The organism is Paenibacillus sp. NPDC057886 (assembly GCF_042796655.1).
GTDB lineage: Bacteria > Bacillota > Bacilli > Paenibacillales > Paenibacillaceae > Paenibacillus.
Map to the genome: position 1 here is coordinate 636,795 of NZ_JBHVMZ010000002.1, position 16,939 is coordinate 653,733.

Sequence of the window (16,939 nt, forward strand, 5' to 3'; positions counted from 1 at the left end):
TTCATCCCAATAAACGGAAAAAGACCCGGCCTGTATGTGAAAAACAGGCCGGATCTCAAATATTTTTCGTCATTATTCATCATTTTAACTTCTGCGAGTAATTATAGAGTCCTACATTTCATAAATTTTAAGATACCTGTCATGTCCCTGTACTCATCCACCGCTCCTTGTACAACAAACAGGTAGACGCATCAAATCATCGTGTATCCGCCATCCACAAACAATGTACTCCCAGTCGTGAATGTATTCGTCATCAGATACGTAACCGTATGTGCAATTTCCTCATTGTAGCCCACACGTTTGAGCAAGGACAGTTTCTCATAGTCTTTGAAATGTTCGCCACGCGGTGTGCCCTCCTGTCCCTCACGCCAGATGGTTCCGGGGGATACGACATTCACACGAACAGGAGCCAGCTCCACTGCAAGTGCTTTACCCAGACTTTCAATTGCCCCGTTACACGCAGCGTAAGAGGCACCGCCATCCAGCGGGCGCTGGCTGAAGCCGCCCGACATTAACGTGATTGAACCCGTTGCCGATAGATATGGAGCTGCGTATTTGGCAGCAAAATATTGAGGCCAGAACTTGCCCTTGAAGCAGCTTTCGGCCGTCTTTCGATCTGAGGTTAACGGACCACGGGTGTATGCAGCTCCAGGAGTGAACAGGTGATCGAATTCGCCAACCTGATTAAAAAATGATTCGATTTGCTGTTCATCCTGATTGTCCAACACATAAACTTCGATGGACACCGCTTCAGTCCTGCCTTTGCCTGCGACATAAGCAATCTGTTCCCTTGCTTCCTCCAGTCTGGTCTCCGATCGACCTGCAATAACTACATGTGCACCAGCCTCAGCAGCCTGAATTGCCGTTGCCAACCCAATCCCAGAGCTTCCTCCTATGATCACGACACGTTTATTCTCCAATGTAAATGGACTCATTCTGCATCTTCCCCTCGTATAGCTGGCACTTTCGTTGTACCAGCTTTTTGTTCATTATTATTGAAAAGATTAGCGCTGAACAGTACGCAATTGGATCGTACCAGGTACGAAGATTCGTACTATTGGAGCCAGATGACACAGTTATTCCTGCCCAATTCACACAGACGAAACAAGCGAAAAGCGAAAAAATCAGGTATGATGGAGTTACATATAGTTGTTTAAATCGAGGTGAATACTTTGGATTTACAGGAACCACGTTTACAAGGGGTGCTGGTTACGTTGGAAGCCATTAATGGAAAATGGAAACCGCTCATCTTGTTTATTTTACTGAAGGAAGGCACGAAACGATTTGGTGAATTAAGACGCATGATTCCCGATGTAGCGCAGGGCACGTTAACGAAACAGCTGCGCGAGCTGGAACAGGATCAGATTATTGTGCGCACCCTCTATGGCGATGTTCCACCGAAGGTGGAGTACAGCCTGTCCGCACACGGGCAGACGATTGGTACGCTGTTGGATGGCATGTGTGGCTGGGGCAAGGCGCATCTGGAATACTTGAACGGAACCAAGCAAATAAACACTACGGGAAATTAGCCGGCGAACCCCATAACGAAGCAAAAGCTGAATAAAAATAACACGGTATTCCTTGTAACCATTTACCCTTTAGGAAACAAACTTGTTTAAGAAAGGCACGTCAGCTATACTTTCGTTCAGATGCACAATGGATAAATAAGACTGAACAGGCATATTAGAGACAAAAACACATCACCTTGTTGGCACAACGGGAGAGAGAGGACATGTAATGTTGCAGCTTTCGGAAAAACAGGCTCAGGATATTGTCGATAAAATGATGCAGGACATCCCCTACAACATCAACATCATGAATGAGCAGGGCATTATCATTGGAAGCGGACAGAAGGAACGCGCAGGCACGATTCACCAGGGAGCGGTCCGTGCCCTGACCACCGGAGAACGCGTCGAAGTCTGGCAAGATGGCAGACTGGAGAAGATGGGCACCAACGAACCGATCCGGATCAATCATCAGCATGTCGGTGTCATCGGCATATCCGGGCATCCGGATGAAGTTCGGCCGTTCTGCAACATTGTGCGTACAACCGTATCTCTCCTGATCGAACAGCGCAATCAATTGGAAAGTCTGGCCCATGAAGCTTCTCGGAAAAAAGCCTTTCTGGAACGGCTGCTTGCCCACTTCGGTTCCTATTCGCAGAAGATCAGAAGGGAAGCAGCGCAATACCATATCGATCTGCAGCTGCCGACGGTTCTTCTATACATTCGCTTTCCCCATGAAGCCCCTGAGTTTAGTGCGGACACAAGCCGAGTGTTACTACAGCTTCCTTCTTTCTTCATCGAGGAGGATGGTCTTACGCAGATCATCATGATCCAGAGCGAATCAGACGTTGATTCGATCGTCCAGCTTGTACATCAGGAACAGCCCCAAGCTTTTATTTCTGTTAGCAGACGGGACGCCAGTATTGCCGTCTGTTATGAACAGGCAAGATCTGCGATGAATATCTTGCTCGCGCTTCGACCTGCGGCACCATTGATCCGTTATGATGATGTGCAGTTTCTGGTTCGCTTCAGCACGGCCAACCTGGCCCGCCATAACAACGTCGTCAGTAAGCTGGAGGACACAGCCGACTTGCTGGACACGCTTCGCAGTTTCATTCATCACAATGGCAGCATGTCAACGACTGCAGAGGATCTCAACATCCATCGCAATACTCTGCAATATCGGCTCAAACGGATCCAGACCCTTACAGGCAAGGACCCGCGCAATTGGCTGGAGCTCATTGAACTTACGCACGGACTACTCGCGTCTTATCAGTAGGTCCCAAAATACAAAGAGACTGCACCGCAATGCCCCTTCATGCGGACATGCACCGTACAGTCTCCCTATGCTCCAATACTCACATAACCGAATCATAGAATGTTAAGAAATCAGTCCCAATTTCAGCACTCTCGCAATATTCTCGGTTGTACGCTCCACATTCTCCGGGCCTTCGCGCAGAAGTCGTTCCAGATCGGCTGCACCCGGTACAATACCAAACACCGCATCAATACCTTCCGTGTACAACGTATCTATCCCTTCACCCACGTAACCCGCAATTGCGATAACCGGCTTGCCTGCTTCCTTAGCAGCACGCGCCACACCGTAAGGCGTCTTGCCAAATTTCGTTTGAGAGTCGATGCCACCTTCGCCCGTAAACACCACATCCGCATGTAACAACTTGTCACGCAATCCTGTATATTCAATGACAATTTCAATGCCTTTGCGCAACACAGCCTGTGTAAAAATCAATAGCCCTGCGCCCAAACCACCCGCGGCACCTGCACCCGGCACATCACGTATATCCTTGTGCAGCTGCTGCTTCACCACGTCCGCATAATGGGAAAGATTCGCATCCAGCGTCTGCACCATCTCCGGGTTAGCTCCTTTCTGCGGCCCGAACACTCGTGAAGCACCGTGCTCCCCGCATAACGGATTGGTTACATCACAGGCGACAATGAATTCCACATCCTGCAATCTCTCATCCAGCCCGGAAACATCGATATGCGCCAACTGATCAAGCCCCCCTCCTCCACGCGCAAGCGGCTGGCCGTCTACATCCAGGAATCTTGCGCCAAGCGCTTCGGCCATACCTGTACCGCCATCGTTGGTCGCACTGCCGCCGATTCCAATAATGATTTTGCGAATACCCTGATCCAGACACGCCCGAATCAGCTCTCCAGTACCGTAGGTTGTCGTGCGAAGCGGGTCCCGGGTTTCCTTGGTCACCAGATGAATGCCGCTCGCCGATGCCATCTCAATCGCTGCCGTTAACCCATCGCCCAGCATGCCATACTGCGCCAGTACAGGCTGTCCCAGTGGCCCTCTCACCTCTCTCTGGTGAATTACACCGCCGGAAGCATCGACCAGCGACTGCACGGTGCCTTCGCCTCCGTCAGCCATCGGTACATGAATATAGTTCGCGGCTGGGTAGATTTTACGCAATCCTTTTTCCATCGCCACACATACTTCTTTCGCTGTCATGCTCTCTTTAAATGAATCCGGTGCCAGTACAAATGTCGTCTCTCTCATTTTCTCCCACCCCATCCGTGTTATTAAAGGATAAATCCGTAGATTAACGTCGCTACAATCGCCATCGTTCCACCCACGATCGCTTCATATGGTATAACGCCCATTCGCTGCTTGATTGTCATCTTCATGCTGTCTGCCGAGACGTGAAAGTAATTGCCCTGCGGCAGGGAATCGATAACTGTCGCACCCGTGTGCACCATAACCGCCGCTGCGAGCGGAGCAGTTCCCATGTTCAGAATTGCATCGCCGAATGAACCCGTGGCAAGGATAACCCCTGTCGAGGTGGAAGCCGTTGCTGCCGCCATCAGAATCCCGGCAATCGGTGCCAGGAAGGTACAGGATATCCCGGATGCCTCAATAAGACTAACCACCTGACCTGACAGGTCGGATGCAGAGATCAGTCCCGCAATGCCTCCGGCTCCGACCAGAATTAGCACGGTGGCAGTCATTTTATTTAATCCGGAAGTCGTGTATTTCACAATGTTTTTGCTCTGACCCATCGCCAGCATGCCGATAATACCCGCAATCGGGAGAATGTACATCGCATCCACTTTGAATGTAGATAGTGCTGTAATACCTGTAATGGAGCCGATCGGATTAATCATCAGCAGGATGATGGCAACCAACGGTGCCACAATCGCTTTTTTCAATGGTGGGTACTGTGACGTATCCACTTCACCCTGCGCTGCTTCCTGATCGGACACCATTACACCTTTGTTTTTGAGCATTGAAGCTACGATAACCGTTACAATTAATCCGCAGATAGCCGGAATCACGCCTGCCAGCATGACATTGCTGAGATCCAGATTGAACCCCCGCGCCGCAGCGATCGTATTGGGATTCGGGGAGATAATATTCCCCGCTTTGCCTCCACCTGATAAAGCCAGCAAAAGCGCAAGCTTGGATATGCCCATTTTGTTGCCGACAGACAGCGCAATTGGCGCTACGATCAGGACGGCCACGGGAATAAATACCCCAACAGCTGTAATAATCATCGTTGCCAGCGCCAAAGCCAGAATGGCCTTACTGCCGCCAAATTTTCGTACGATGGCCTGGGCAATCGTCTCTGCTGCCCCCGACTCCATCATGACACCAGCCAGCACCCCGGCAGCCAGAACGCGGAGCACGGTACCCATGACACTCTGCGTGCCGTTCACCAGTATATTTACGGTCTCTTCCAGATTGGCCCCGCCAATTAAAGCGCCTACAATTGCGCCTAGAAATAAAGAGTAGACCGGATTCAGCTTCTTCAGAATCAGTATAATCGCAATCGCAAGTCCTGCCAGTGCGCCGATCCAGCTAATTGTTAAAGGTTCCATTGTTCATTGCCCCCCCATGCACTTGTTGAACACGCTTTCATTATAGTTGCTGGCGAGCCAAATAAATATTGATGAACAGACGAAATTCATTGTGCATATGCACAATCAGAAATAGGGCTGTATCGAAAGGACTTACCCTTTAGTAGGCTAGGCCGCACGGCCGGTCAGCGTGATGCGCAAAATTTGCAAGGTGCTAACGAACCTAGCGCACCTTAAACGGCGGAGTTTCAAGGATTGCAAACTCTAACGAACTTCAGTGACGTTATTTCGATGTAGAGACCGCGTTGGAGCCTAAAAATCGATCCCATCGATGAAATAACGTCTCTGGGATTCGTTACATCTCAGAACGGTGCAAATGGTGGCGAATAACGTGTGTCAGGTTCGTTAGACCAAATTAACCTGAAATAACGGCTTCCACCGTCAGGCTCATGACTTACAGTACAGTCCCCCCCATTCACTAATGTGCTTCGCTGCTTCCTAGAGCAGCACACGGTGTTCCAATATATTTTTCATACTGATATGGGATTTCGATGGTCCAAGCTTCACAAGAGAGTCCTGGAACTCAGCAAGCTCTTCAATGGTTGCCGTCTGTACCTTGATCAGATAGTTGTACTCACCGCTAATCCGATATAAATCCGTGACCTCAACAGCCTGTTCGCAGAAGCGGACGAATTCCTCACAATGCTCTGTTTTGAGCAAAATAAAAGTTGTTGTCCCACGGTTGAGTTTGGCCAGATCATAGATGGTTGAATATCCCGATATGACCCCATTCTCCTCCAGTTTGAGGATTCTCTCCTTAACGGAAGGCTGGGACATGCTCACCTCTTTGCTAATCTGTACAATTGGCATGCGTGCATGGTGCTGCAGCAGGCGCATGATCTGCTGGTCGATCTCATCTATAACATAACCCATTTGTAGACCCTCCCTAGAATCAGGCTAATTTAATAAGCTTTTTAGGATAAAAGAGCTCATTAATTGTAACTCACACTCCATTATATCCTTTGGTATCGCATGGTTCCAATGCGCCGTTCCCTTTATACTTTAGAATACAATCTGAAGAAGGAGTGATGGAGCATGAGTGTAAATGGACTTGCTCACGTAGCCATTCAAGCACGTAATTATGAGGATACCCTCTCGTTCTATACAGATGTATTAGGATTTAAAGTTGGTCACTCCTGGAGTCTGCCCGCCTTCCAAATTACCGAGGCATGCATGCTGATCTCACCGGATCAACGGACCTGCATTGAACTGTTTGACCCCGGAGCCGTAATCGCGGCCGAAGGCGAACCAGCAGACTCTCCGGAAGAAGTGAAGCATGGGGCAATGTTGCATTTCGCCTTTTACGTAGACAATGTGGAAGAGATATACGAGCGAGCACTTGCTCATGGTGCTAAACCTTATATTCAACCCGATTGGATCTCACTTGGTGAGCCCCCGCTTCAAGTTCGAAATGCGGTTGTGCATAGTCCAAATGGTGAAGTGATCGAATTCCTCGAAGAGGTTGATTTTGACCATTCATCCACACCATCGATCTAACGGTACACAAACAGAACAGCCTGTTGCCCGGAAATCCGTGGCGGCAGGCTGTTTCATGGTTTTATACCCGGCTTATACTCCTTTAACTTCCCTTCATACACCAGCTGCAGCTGTTCACTTTGGCGAAAATCATCCGGGGTCACCAGCGCAGGCAACTTGTTCCACAGCTTGATGCCTGAACGCTGCAGAATCTCGGCAACAAATTGCGAGCAAAAGTAGGAGTTGCTGAACTCCACAGGCTCCTTCAACGTAATGCCAATCACACCAAGCAGATTGTACATATATTTCTGGCGGCTGCGGATGAAGATATGCAGCACCCGCTTCATTTTTTCCACCTCACGCTCCGTCACCTGAAGCTCATAAATCACACATGTGGTATTTGGATACTTACTGTATGTACCTGTCATAATGTCTTCCTTCACAAACCCTCCATTCAGCGGATTGCTGGGATGCTTGCGACCGAAGCTGTACAGCTCGGATAATTCCCGGTCAAATGAGATAGAGGCATGATTATATGGCGCTCTGGTATAACTCTGAATAACTTTGGTAAATAACGTTCCCGTATTCGTAAGCAGGATATAGATGGAGCGTGTATCTGTCATAACGAAATTTCCCCTTATCAAGTTGGCACTATTCCTTCATAATAACATAGGTACCCTATATTGGAATCTTACTTCTGGATAAGCAGGTGATTGTACTTGAGCAGTTCACTCTTTACCTTAACACTGATTTTTATTGCTTTACTGGTCATACATATCGTGTACAAAATCATTACGAAGCTTCAGCCGGACAAGGATTATTCGGGCATTGGCAACAAAATCAAAACCTGGTGGGGTATGTTTGTCATCTTCTGCCTTGCCACCCTCTTCAATCCGATTGTCTCCCTGATCTCCCTCATGGTACTCACATTTTTCGCGCTAAAAGAGTACTTCTCCATGATCCGCAGCACCCGCAAAGCGGATCGCAGGTTGTTTCTATGGGCGTATCTGGCGATTCCAGTGCAGTTCTACTGGATCTATATTGGATGGTATGGGATGTTTATCGTGTTTATTCCGCTGTACGTCTTCCTGGTGCTGCCCCTGCCACGTCTGATTAATAAGGGCACGGTTGGTTTCTTACGCAGCGTCAGCTCGACGCAATGGGGATTGATGCTGATGGTATTTGGACTTAGTCATCTGGCCTACTTCCCGTTCGCAACACCAGAATATGGCTCAAAGCTGGTCCTGTTCCTGGTCGTGTTAACCCAGCTGAATGATGTGGTGCATTATCTGGCCTCGCTCTATCTGGGCAAACGCAAAGTGGTGCCCACCGCCAATCCTTTTCTGACATGGGAAGGGTTCGCCTGTGCATTCGTTGTAACCACCGCTGCCTCTTATTTCATTCATCCTTACCTGACTCCGTTTGATGCACGTTTCGCGCTTTTCATCGGTGTGTTAATCGCTCTGGCTGGGTTCTTCGGAAGTCTGACGGTTTCTGTTCTGAAGCGGGATTTGTTAATCGGGGATGACAATAAGTTCGATGCGCTGAAAAAAAGCTACCTAAGCCGGGTCGACAGCCTGACGTACACCTCTCCGGTCATGTTCCACGTGGTGCGTTATTTCTTCGACTTCATGTAGGAGCAGCAGGATACGTTACAGACACCAGAGCCGGACAAACTCAGTCGACTAGAATAAAGTGTGAGCCTTGCGCCATCAATAAAAAGCAGCCTTTACGGCTGCTTTTTCTCATTTATGAAAGAAATGAAGACGCACGCACAGTGCGCCGGTTTCATTCTCCATTCGAATCAACAGATAATCAGTACATGGCAATAATCTGCCTGATTATTTTAATTTAATTTCCTTCTCCGAGGTGACTTCATTCCCCTCTTCATTGGTAAACACAAACGTCGCTTTGCCCCGTTCACCCTTCATATCATCCGAATAGATAAATCCGGAGAATTGCCCGTCACCACTGATATAAAATCCTTCTTTTCCATTCGCGCCATGTTCGATCGCTTTTTTGTAGGAGTTTATAATCGTTACCATATTGGATGTCCAGCGCATTTCGGACAAAGCGTAACCCTCAGGAATCTGTTTTATCGCAAAATCAAAGCTGTTGCCTTTGGATGGCTTATTCGTCTGGTCAATCACGATCATGACCTGTCCTTCTGCATCAGCTGAGGATTCCGATTGTGCTGTAGGCTTGCCTTCATTTCCACTTTCATTCGCTTGATTATTGTTATTCTTCGCCTCAATATTGGGAACGGAACTATTTCCCGCCTCCTCTATGGGCTGCTTTGATTGTGGATAGGCGTGTTCCTGTACGGATTCATTGTTGTTTTTCGCCCCACATGCGCTGGTCAGCAGCAGGATACATAGAGCAGACAACCAGAGTATAGATTTATTTGTATTGATATTCATCATTGGAACTCCCTTCATGTTTATCTAAAGTAACAAGCCTTATGCATTCATCCAAAGAGAACTTTCCAATCAGCACCTTCTATAGTAATTACTACACCATATCGTCTCACATTAAGCTCCATATTATGTAAATGAATTATAAATTCAATTCGTTTTTACACTTCGATGAACCCTGAAATGTTGGCGTGGTACCCTGAAAGGGTCAAAAAATACGCTATATGAGGGAGGAAAAAGGTTGAATCGCTTTGCTTTTATGATGCTCGTTATACTCGCCACTTCGCTTATGGGTTCATCCTTTGCTGTGGGCAAAATCGGACTGGCTTATGTCTCACCCATTCTGCTGGTCGGCATTCGATTTACGCTGGCTGGAGGAGTAATGGCACTGTGGGTACGAAATAAAAACCTTCCCGTGACCGTGCCTGACTGGCTCCGCTTATTCGTCATCGGTCTGTTCCAGACGACGGGCGTGATGGCCTGCATTTTCCTGAGCATGCGTACCATTCCTTCCGGGCAGACGTCCATTCTCACATTTACAAATCCGCTATTGGTAGTTCTTCTCGGGAGTGTATTTCTTGGTCTGAGATATAAGGTATACCAGTGGTTTGGGGTGCTCATCGGTATAACAGGGGTGTTCATCACGCTTGGTTTCCATCTTCAATTCTCTGGAGGAACGTTACTGGGGATGGGTTCTGCCTTGTCCTGGGCAATCGCTACCCTCTTGGTCAAACAATGGGGTTCACGCTTCAGCACATGGGTGTTAACGGCATATCAGATGTTATTCGGCGGATTAACGATGTTATTGCTCGGTTTTACCATGGAATCAACAAAACTCATCCTGAACGCCACGTCCATAGGGGTGATTCTGTATCTGGCGATCCTCGGTTCCATTGTGCAGTTCGCTACGTGGTATTACCTGTTAAGCAAGGGTGATCCGGGCAAGACAAGTGCGTTTCTGTTTCTTGCTCCATTCTTCGGGGTCTTATCCGGCTGGCTGCTTCTGGGCGAAGTCATTCGGTATTACGTCTATATGGGCGGGCTATGCATATTCCTGGGGATCTTTCTGGTAAACTGGACTGGACGAGCGAATAATAAGGAAGTATTGATGAAATAAAAATATTCATGCCTGATTTTCGGCGATGCCCTGTGCATCGTTTTTTTATAATATCAACAAGGATAAACTCTACTGATATAAGGACGTGCGCCCAATGATCTCTGCTGAACTGAAAGAACAATACTATCAGGCTCTGGTTGCCAAGGATTCGGAATATGAAGGTCTATTCTATGTCGGGGTCAAGACCACAGGTGTATTCTGCCGGCCTACCTGCCCCGCCCGAAAGCCAAAATTCGAAAACTGTGAATTCTATGCGACGGCGCAGCAGGCATTGCTTGCTTCGTATCGTCCTTGCCAGCGCTGCCGTCCGTTATCTCATCCTAATCAGGTATCTGATGTGGTACGCATATTGGTGGAAGCGGTGGAGAATAATCCGGAGAAACGCTGGAAAGGCCAGGATTTCAAGGCATTATCCATCGATGAATCCACCGCCAGACGTCAGTTCAAGAAGCGATTTGGCATGACCTTTGTCGAGTATGCCCGCGCCCGTCGCATGGGGCTGGCCCTGAAAAATATTCGCTCCGGTCGTACGGTTATTGATGCCCAGCTGTCCACCGGTTACGAGTCCGGCAGCGGGTTCCGGGATGCCTTCTCGCGAATCATGGGCGCAGCGCCTACACAAGTGGATGAAGAGCATGTCTTGAAGGCTTCCTGGATCGATACACGTCTTGGACCCATGATGGCTGTAGCCGATGAGAAAGCATTATATCTGCTCGAATTCGTGGATCGTAGAGGTCTGGAACGTGAGGTGGAACGATTGCGCAAACGGACGAAGTCAGCCATTGTACCTGGAGTAACAGAACCGATTCGTTCAATTGATCGGGAACTTGCCCAGTATTTTGAAGGCACGTTAACTGTATTCCATACCCCGTTGTTCTGGTTAGGAACACCATTCCAGAAGAGTGTATGGGAGCAATTGATTGCGATTCCGCCGGGGGATACAAGATCATATCAGGATATTGCGAATGCACTGGGTAAACCCACAGCATGTCGAGCGGTAGCACAGGCCAACGGAGCCAATCAGCTGGCCATTGTTATTCCATGTCATCGTGTGATCAATGCCAGTGGTGAACTGGGCGGATACGGAGGAGGCCTAACACGCAAAAACTGGCTTTTAACTCACGAGAAGCAGGATACCTGAGTAACTCAAGAGATAAGAAAAGAACGGCAAGTGGTGTGAAGAAGATTACAGCTATGTAACGGAGGAGATAAGTCTATGAGTACCCTACAAGAAAAGGCGGCGTTGTTCCACCAATCCCATGTGAAAGGCAACCCATTGGTTCTGGTCAATGTATGGGATGCCGGGAGTGCACTCGCCATCCAATCTGCTGGAGCAACAGCAATCGCTACTGGAAGCTGGTCTGTAGCTGCTGCCCACGGCGAACAAGATGGCGAAACGATGCCATTCCAGCTGGTACTGGACAATCTGGCCCGGGTTACAGCAAACGTGAATTTGCCTGTAACGATCGATATTGAGGGAGGGTATGGCAGGTTTGCGTCAGAAGTGAAGGAAAATGTGAGCCAAGTGATCCATCACGGTGCGGTAGGAATCAATATTGAGGATCAGCTTCCCGCTGGCGTGGGACTGTACGCTGTGGAGGAACAATGTATGAGACTGTCGGCTGCCCGGGAAGCTGCGGAGCAGGCAGGCATTCCGCTGTTCATTAACGCCCGCACCGATATCTTTTTGCAAAATGCACCTGAACGACACAATCACACTCTCCTGGAAGAAGCGCTGATTCGTTCCAAGGCTTATGCAGAAGCAGGGGCCAGCGGGCTGTTCGTTCCGGGCTTACAGAATCAACAACTGATTCAGGAATTGTGTGAACGTTCGTCGCTTCCGGTCAACGTGATGGTCACATCCCGTGAGCCTTCACCGAAACAACTTGCCTTACTGGGTGTGGCGCGCGTAAGCTATGGGCCTTATCCTTATCTGCAAGCGATGGAACATTTGAAAGAACTGGGGCAAAGTATTCTGAAGGGTGGTCCCCGAACCAACATAAGCGATCATCTATGATGTAAATCCTCAAACAGGTGCTAGACTGCGCCTGTTTTTTGATGCTTATTCCTTTTCACCTATGTTATAATCACCACTACCCAACACTAACAGGAGGAAAATATGCTTAACGTTGAACAAAAGCTTGCAGTGCTACAATCGTATCCCCAACTGCAACGCAAAGATGTTTCTCTCGGTCGTGTTAATTTCCATTACGAAGAAAGTGCGTATGACAAAAAAATTGTTGCTTTCCATATTCATCCTAACGGTAACGGTTATATCTATGCAGGGCTACTTCCCAACTATGAGACCGATGATAAAGGATTCGTCAATATTCGTGATTACTCCGAAGCAGATCTACGCACATTGTTAGATGAAACGATCAAAGCGATGTCTTACAATCCCAACGCAGTAGAATCAAAAGAGCCAGAACAAGCAAAAGCTGCTCCTACATTGGCTACAACCTCTGCTGGCGGAACATGGATCGATGAAGATGGACATACACTTACTTTAAAATATGAAGATGACATGTGGTATGTGTATTCCGGTATTAATCTGGATATGGCTTTTGAATCTCGTAGCGAAGCTGGCGAGTATCTCAAAGACGAAGGATTCAAACCACAAGCCCAAGCTTAACTCATACAAAAAACACGAGGCGTGTATGTACGCACTCGTGTTTTTCTGATCTGATCAGTCTTTTCTGCCTTTCATTGTAAGCGGCGTATTCTTCATCATGGGGTATGTGCTCAGAAGCAGAGCACCTCCAATGGCCCCCAGTGCGGTGACCAATGCAATGAGATTGACATTCGTAAACCACTGGACCCACATGCTCAGATCTGATAGAGCAATTACCAGCGTGACGATTAAGCTAAATCCAAAGAACAGACTGAAAAAATTGCGCATCCCCAATCTGATCCAACAGACGGTTGAAAAAATGGACAGTCCCAGCACGAGAAAACCAATCATCAGGTCGATCCACAAATAGGAGAAAAAATGATATTCGCTTGAGTACAGCATGCCTGGTTGATAAAAGGTTACGCGAAGTGTTCCATATTCAAGGAGGAGATGCGTAATAAAATAGATGACATTCAGTATAGTAATCGTTCCTACGACCATCCATACCGAAATGATATAAAAGGATTTCATAAACTGTATTCGTGTACTGCCCATACCTATCGCGACCGGAAACAATGTGATGATGCCCGCGATCGCAAAAGCACAGATTCCTCCGTACATTGGACCAAATAGTTGAGTAGTATACGTCACATCAAAAATGAATCCAATGGCCAAATAGACGACTGTAAGCATGAGTGTAATCGACGAGAAAATCATTAAATACCAGCGCATATCATCCAGAATCAGCCGGTTCGTACCTTTCGTTGCGTTCATCGCTTAACCCCCTCTTGATTACGGGTCCTGTTAATCAAATAATCTTGTAATGTCGCCTTCTCAATGGAAAGCCCCTGTGCGTGAGCAATGTCCTTCCACAATTTGGAGTACGGCTCATCAATCATTACTCTCACGGTCGATCCCATCTGGGAAGATTCTATAACTTCCACGTCAGCTGTGACACGGTTGATATCATCTATCCCCCCTGTTAGAAGAACTCCTTTTTCACGCATCTCTTCCATGGGCTGATTAAGTAACACTTTTCCTGCTTGCAGAACGATGAGGGACTCACATAAAGGCTGAATCTCCTCAATATGATGGCTTGATATTAGAATGAGACGCGGGTTATCTTCATAAGTCTCCAGTAAAGCATTGTAGAAGTATTTACGTTTCTCAGCATCAAGTCCATTGGTAGGCTCATCAAGAATCGTTACCCTTGCATTACTGGCAAGACCCAATATCATCTGGGCGGCGGTCTTCATGCCTTTTGAGAATTTGACGATCTTCTTCTTCACTGGTAATTCGAACATATCAATTAATTGCTCCGCAAAGGTCTGATCCCACTGAGGATGGAAGTATTGACCGAATCGAACCATGTCGTTGATCGTCCAATTTCTACCCAGGGGATGATTCTCCTGGATATAGCACAGGTTCTCCTGCGCAGCCAAATTGTTATATGGGTCCTGGCCCATCACTTGGATGGTTCCAGCGTCAGGTCGGTTATGGCCTGCGAGCAGACTCATAAGGGTTGTTTTACCGGCACCGTTTCTTCCCCACATTGCACTAATGGTCGGCTCACTCTCATGTAAAGTCACATTTTTTAGCACCGGCGTCTCTTGATAGCTGTAGGTCACCTGCTCGATCTGAATCATAATTCACTCTCCTTATCCTTCTTACCTCGGATCAAATCAATAATCATGTCCTCGTTCATGTGAATCCGTCTAGCTTCTTCAAGTAAAGGCTTAATATATTCCTCGTAGAAATGCTGTTTTCGCTCAACAAGCAACGCTTCCCTGGCTCCCTTCGCAACAAACATGCCAACACCCCGCTGTTTGTAAATGATACCTTTGTCCACGAGCGTTTGAAGCCCTTTGCGTGCCGTGGCTGGATTAATATTGTAAAAGCGAGAGAGTTCATTGGTTGAAGGGACCTGTTCCTCCACCTTCAATCTGCCGTCTACAATGTCATCCATAATCATCATAGATATCTGATGAAAAATGGGCTGAGATTCATCCAAATTCGATTTCATGCGATTCCAACTTTCATCCATCGTTAATTAGTTAGTCGGTTAGTTACTCATGTGACTAACTATAGTACACTGAAACCAAGATGTAAATAGGTGAACCACTAATTAATCAACTTTTTCATTTTGGCTCGATTGTATTGATTAATCAGACCGTCCAGAACTACAGATTGCTGGATGACTTCAGGATGAAGCAGACTGCCGTATTCCGACTGTAAGCGGTGAAGCTGTTGTCTGGCTTCTTCGATCTGTGACATTAACTCCAGGCAATCCATAGTATCCCTCCTTTTTGTCATATTTTAGTTTATTATGCCAATCGATAGGCCGCAAGGGGTACGACATACTTATTTTTCCACCAGACGCAAAAAAAGACGCCTCTGAATGAATATTCAGAAGCGTCCATTACCAATTTTTTAAGTTCCGAATCCGTGGTCAGCAGTTCTCATAATTCCGGGATCTGGAACTTCCTTGCCTGAGACAGGTTCCGTAGCAGGAGCTACAATGTAAATAATAATACTACATGTAGCTATCAGCAAAGCCAACTTTCTCTTCATTGAGTTTCTGCACCTCACTAATGATCAATTTGTATTGCTGTTTCGCCGTCTCAGTTGCAAACTCCCTATATTGCTCAAACAGTCCGACACCTCTAAGCATACCTCGTCCACTGCTAATTTCAATAGAGAATCGCAAACTATCCAGAACAAATTGTATTCCTGTGAAATACTCGTCCTTCTTTAGATAATACGCAGCGAGATCTGCTAAAAGACGTAGATATCGATCATCTGTAACCTGTCTGCTGACCTTTCCAATTCGGTTGCTCTGTTCCTGGTACGTAAAGTAAGATTCATACTGTTCAAGCACATCATCAATATTTTTATCATAGCGATTCGCAGCAGTCACAATATCACAAAGCGCAGGGAAAATCTCATTTTCTTTTGTTGAGATGTAATTCAAATATTCAGGTAACACATCAAACTGTCCGCTCATTAATTGATATATATAACGGTTTCCCTCAGCCCATTCCTGAAACTGATTCATAACTACCATTTCGTCTTGATCAGGGTTCTTCACCCAACTGTTATCCGTATATAAAGAAACATATTTAAGCGCGCCTTGATAGTCTTTAAGTTGATAGCACGCACTCCCTGAAGCCAAATAGGAATACAGAATGTAAAATACAATCGGTCTTTTGGTTTCTTCCTGTTTCCTTCTCCCATTCAGCTCATAATGGATGGTTGCTTTCACCCTTAGCTTCTCGGACAGCTCCTGAACTTTATTCCATCTGTGCAAGGCACCAAAAGCATTAATCAGTTCGTTAAGTGCATCCAGCTGATAACGTTCATCCAGCCGATCAACATAGTATTCGAATTGAGCCGCGATGATCAGATTTCGTTGCTGATCATTGGTCAGCCCCAATCTGAATAGTCGATACTGACATAGTGCAAGCCGTTCGGAGTGTTGCATTTTCTCACTTTCGGCTATCGTTTCATATAGTAGAACGGCCGGTTTGAATTTACCCGCATGGTAGAATTCTTCAGCCAGATCAAACAACAAAGGAATATAAGATAGATTATCCATCATCAACCGGATAACATCTTCAATACAATTCAATTTATTCAATTCTGCACATCGATGAAGGAAGGGTCCCAGTCTACGCCAGTCAGGGGCAGCATGGACAAAACACTCATCTATATACAATTCATAGAAGTAACCTTCTTCAAGTCTCATAGCTGAAGTGATTCGATCCAGCTGCTGCATCGCAATCGGACGATTCTTGTTCAAAATATTGCTCAGCGTACCCGAGTTAATTCCTGACGTTTCCGAAAAAAGACTAATGGACATCTGCTCACGCTTCAGATAACTCTCTAAATGATCGCGTATCGTGGTTGTCGGCTCCAAACTAACACCACC

19 protein-coding genes are annotated in these 16,939 nt (G+C 47.0%); 8 read left to right on the plus strand and 11 right to left on the minus strand.

Annotated elements, in window-relative coordinates; translation table 11 throughout:
• Nucleotides 1–191 precede the first annotated feature (191 nt).
• Nucleotides 192–935: an SDR family oxidoreductase gene (locus ACFVQB_RS09915; protein WP_379437665.1), complete on the minus strand. Its 744-nt coding sequence runs from the start codon at nucleotides 933–935 to the stop codon at nucleotides 192–194.
• A 237-nt stretch (nucleotides 936–1,172) separates the two neighbouring features.
• Here ACFVQB_RS09915 and ACFVQB_RS09920 point away from each other — a divergent pair, with 237 nt between their 5' ends.
• Both ACFVQB_RS09920 and ACFVQB_RS09925 read left to right on the plus strand, forming a co-directional pair.
• On the plus strand, nucleotides 1,173–1,529 hold the full coding sequence (locus ACFVQB_RS09920) for a winged helix-turn-helix transcriptional regulator (protein ID WP_379437668.1): 357 nt from the start codon (nucleotides 1,173–1,175) through the stop codon (nucleotides 1,527–1,529).
• A gap of 208 nt (nucleotides 1,530–1,737) precedes the next feature.
• Nucleotides 1,738–2,784 carry a CdaR family transcriptional regulator gene (locus ACFVQB_RS09925; RefSeq protein ID WP_379437671.1) on the plus strand — a complete coding sequence of 349 codons (1,047 nt, stop codon included), beginning with the start codon at nucleotides 1,738–1,740 and terminating at the stop codon, nucleotides 2,782–2,784.
• Between the two features lie 102 nt (nucleotides 2,785–2,886).
• Here the strand turns inward: ACFVQB_RS09925 and ACFVQB_RS09930 are convergent, their stop codons facing one another.
• The 3 genes from ACFVQB_RS09930 to ACFVQB_RS09940 form a co-directional block, all read right to left on the minus strand.
• On the minus strand, nucleotides 2,887–4,035 hold the full coding sequence (locus tag ACFVQB_RS09930; protein ID WP_379437673.1) for a glycerate kinase: 1,149 nt from the start codon (nucleotides 4,033–4,035) through the stop codon (nucleotides 2,887–2,889).
• A 23-nt stretch (nucleotides 4,036–4,058) separates the two neighbouring features.
• Nucleotides 4,059–5,354: a GntP family permease gene (locus ACFVQB_RS09935; RefSeq protein WP_379437676.1), complete on the minus strand. Its 1,296-nt coding sequence runs from the start codon at nucleotides 5,352–5,354 to the stop codon at nucleotides 4,059–4,061.
• 477 nt (nucleotides 5,355–5,831) lie between these two features.
• On the minus strand, nucleotides 5,832–6,266 hold the full coding sequence (locus ACFVQB_RS09940; protein ID WP_379437679.1) for an Lrp/AsnC family transcriptional regulator: 435 nt from the start codon (nucleotides 6,264–6,266) through the stop codon (nucleotides 5,832–5,834).
• Nucleotides 6,267–6,428: 162 nt separating this feature from the next.
• Here ACFVQB_RS09940 and ACFVQB_RS09945 point away from each other — a divergent pair, with 162 nt between their 5' ends.
• On the plus strand, nucleotides 6,429–6,890 hold the full coding sequence (locus ACFVQB_RS09945; protein WP_379437681.1) for a VOC family protein: 462 nt from the start codon (nucleotides 6,429–6,431) through the stop codon (nucleotides 6,888–6,890).
• Nucleotides 6,891–6,943: 53 nt separating this feature from the next.
• On the opposite strand, the gene ACFVQB_RS09950 is transcribed toward ACFVQB_RS09945, so the two are convergent.
• Complete coding sequence (locus tag ACFVQB_RS09950; protein WP_379437684.1) at nucleotides 6,944–7,492, minus strand: hypothetical protein; 549 nt, start codon at nucleotides 7,490–7,492, stop codon at nucleotides 6,944–6,946.
• Nucleotides 7,493–7,588: 96 nt separating this feature from the next.
• On the opposite strand from ACFVQB_RS09950, the gene ACFVQB_RS09955 reads away from it, so the two are divergent.
• Nucleotides 7,589–8,506: a phosphatidate cytidylyltransferase gene (locus ACFVQB_RS09955; RefSeq protein WP_090994377.1), complete on the plus strand. Its 918-nt coding sequence runs from the start codon at nucleotides 7,589–7,591 to the stop codon at nucleotides 8,504–8,506.
• A gap of 204 nt (nucleotides 8,507–8,710) precedes the next feature.
• On the opposite strand, the gene ACFVQB_RS09960 is transcribed toward ACFVQB_RS09955, so the two are convergent.
• Nucleotides 8,711–9,292, minus strand: a complete 582-nt coding sequence (locus tag ACFVQB_RS09960; RefSeq protein ID WP_379437687.1) for a hypothetical protein — start codon at nucleotides 9,290–9,292, stop codon at nucleotides 8,711–8,713.
• A 232-nt stretch (nucleotides 9,293–9,524) separates the two neighbouring features.
• Here ACFVQB_RS09960 and ACFVQB_RS09965 point away from each other — a divergent pair, with 232 nt between their 5' ends.
• The 4 genes from ACFVQB_RS09965 to ACFVQB_RS09980 all read left to right on the plus strand — a co-directional run bounded on the left by ACFVQB_RS09965 (nucleotide 9,525) and on the right by ACFVQB_RS09980 (nucleotide 13,032).
• Complete coding sequence (locus ACFVQB_RS09965) at nucleotides 9,525–10,400, plus strand: DMT family transporter (RefSeq protein WP_379437690.1); 876 nt, start codon at nucleotides 9,525–9,527, stop codon at nucleotides 10,398–10,400.
• Between the two features lie 94 nt (nucleotides 10,401–10,494).
• Nucleotides 10,495–11,541 (plus strand): bifunctional transcriptional activator/DNA repair enzyme AdaA, encoded by a 1,047-nt coding sequence (locus tag ACFVQB_RS09970; protein WP_379437693.1) that lies wholly within the window; start codon nucleotides 10,495–10,497, stop codon nucleotides 11,539–11,541.
• A gap of 75 nt (nucleotides 11,542–11,616) precedes the next feature.
• Nucleotides 11,617–12,417, plus strand: coding sequence for an isocitrate lyase/PEP mutase family protein (locus ACFVQB_RS09975; RefSeq protein ID WP_379437696.1), 801 nt, complete (start codon nucleotides 11,617–11,619; stop codon nucleotides 12,415–12,417).
• Between the two features lie 102 nt (nucleotides 12,418–12,519).
• Nucleotides 12,520–13,032 (plus strand): hypothetical protein, encoded by a 513-nt coding sequence (locus tag ACFVQB_RS09980; protein WP_379437698.1) that lies wholly within the window; start codon nucleotides 12,520–12,522, stop codon nucleotides 13,030–13,032.
• A gap of 54 nt (nucleotides 13,033–13,086) precedes the next feature.
• On the opposite strand, the gene ACFVQB_RS09985 is transcribed toward ACFVQB_RS09980, so the two are convergent.
• The 5 genes from ACFVQB_RS09985 to ACFVQB_RS10005 form a co-directional block, all read right to left on the minus strand.
• On the minus strand, nucleotides 13,087–13,785 hold the full coding sequence (locus ACFVQB_RS09985) for a hypothetical protein (protein ID WP_379437701.1): 699 nt from the start codon (nucleotides 13,783–13,785) through the stop codon (nucleotides 13,087–13,089).
• Nucleotides 13,782–14,657, minus strand: a complete 876-nt coding sequence (locus ACFVQB_RS09990) for an ATP-binding cassette domain-containing protein (protein WP_379437703.1) — start codon at nucleotides 14,655–14,657, stop codon at nucleotides 13,782–13,784. The genes ACFVQB_RS09985 and ACFVQB_RS09990 overlap by 4 nt, the downstream gene beginning before the upstream one ends.
• Nucleotides 14,654–15,034: a GntR family transcriptional regulator gene (locus tag ACFVQB_RS09995; RefSeq protein ID WP_064642001.1), complete on the minus strand. Its 381-nt coding sequence runs from the start codon at nucleotides 15,032–15,034 to the stop codon at nucleotides 14,654–14,656. Before ACFVQB_RS09995 ends, ACFVQB_RS09990 begins: the two co-directional genes overlap by 4 nt.
• Before the next feature lie 98 nt (nucleotides 15,035–15,132).
• A complete protein-coding gene (locus ACFVQB_RS10000) occupies nucleotides 15,133–15,303 on the minus strand; it encodes an aspartyl-phosphate phosphatase Spo0E family protein (protein ID WP_076287270.1) in 171 nt (56 codons plus the stop codon).
• A 241-nt stretch (nucleotides 15,304–15,544) separates the two neighbouring features.
• On the minus strand, nucleotides 15,545–16,927 hold the full coding sequence (locus tag ACFVQB_RS10005; protein ID WP_379437708.1) for a transcriptional regulator: 1,383 nt from the start codon (nucleotides 16,925–16,927) through the stop codon (nucleotides 15,545–15,547).
• Nucleotides 16,928–16,939: the final 12 nt, after the last annotated feature.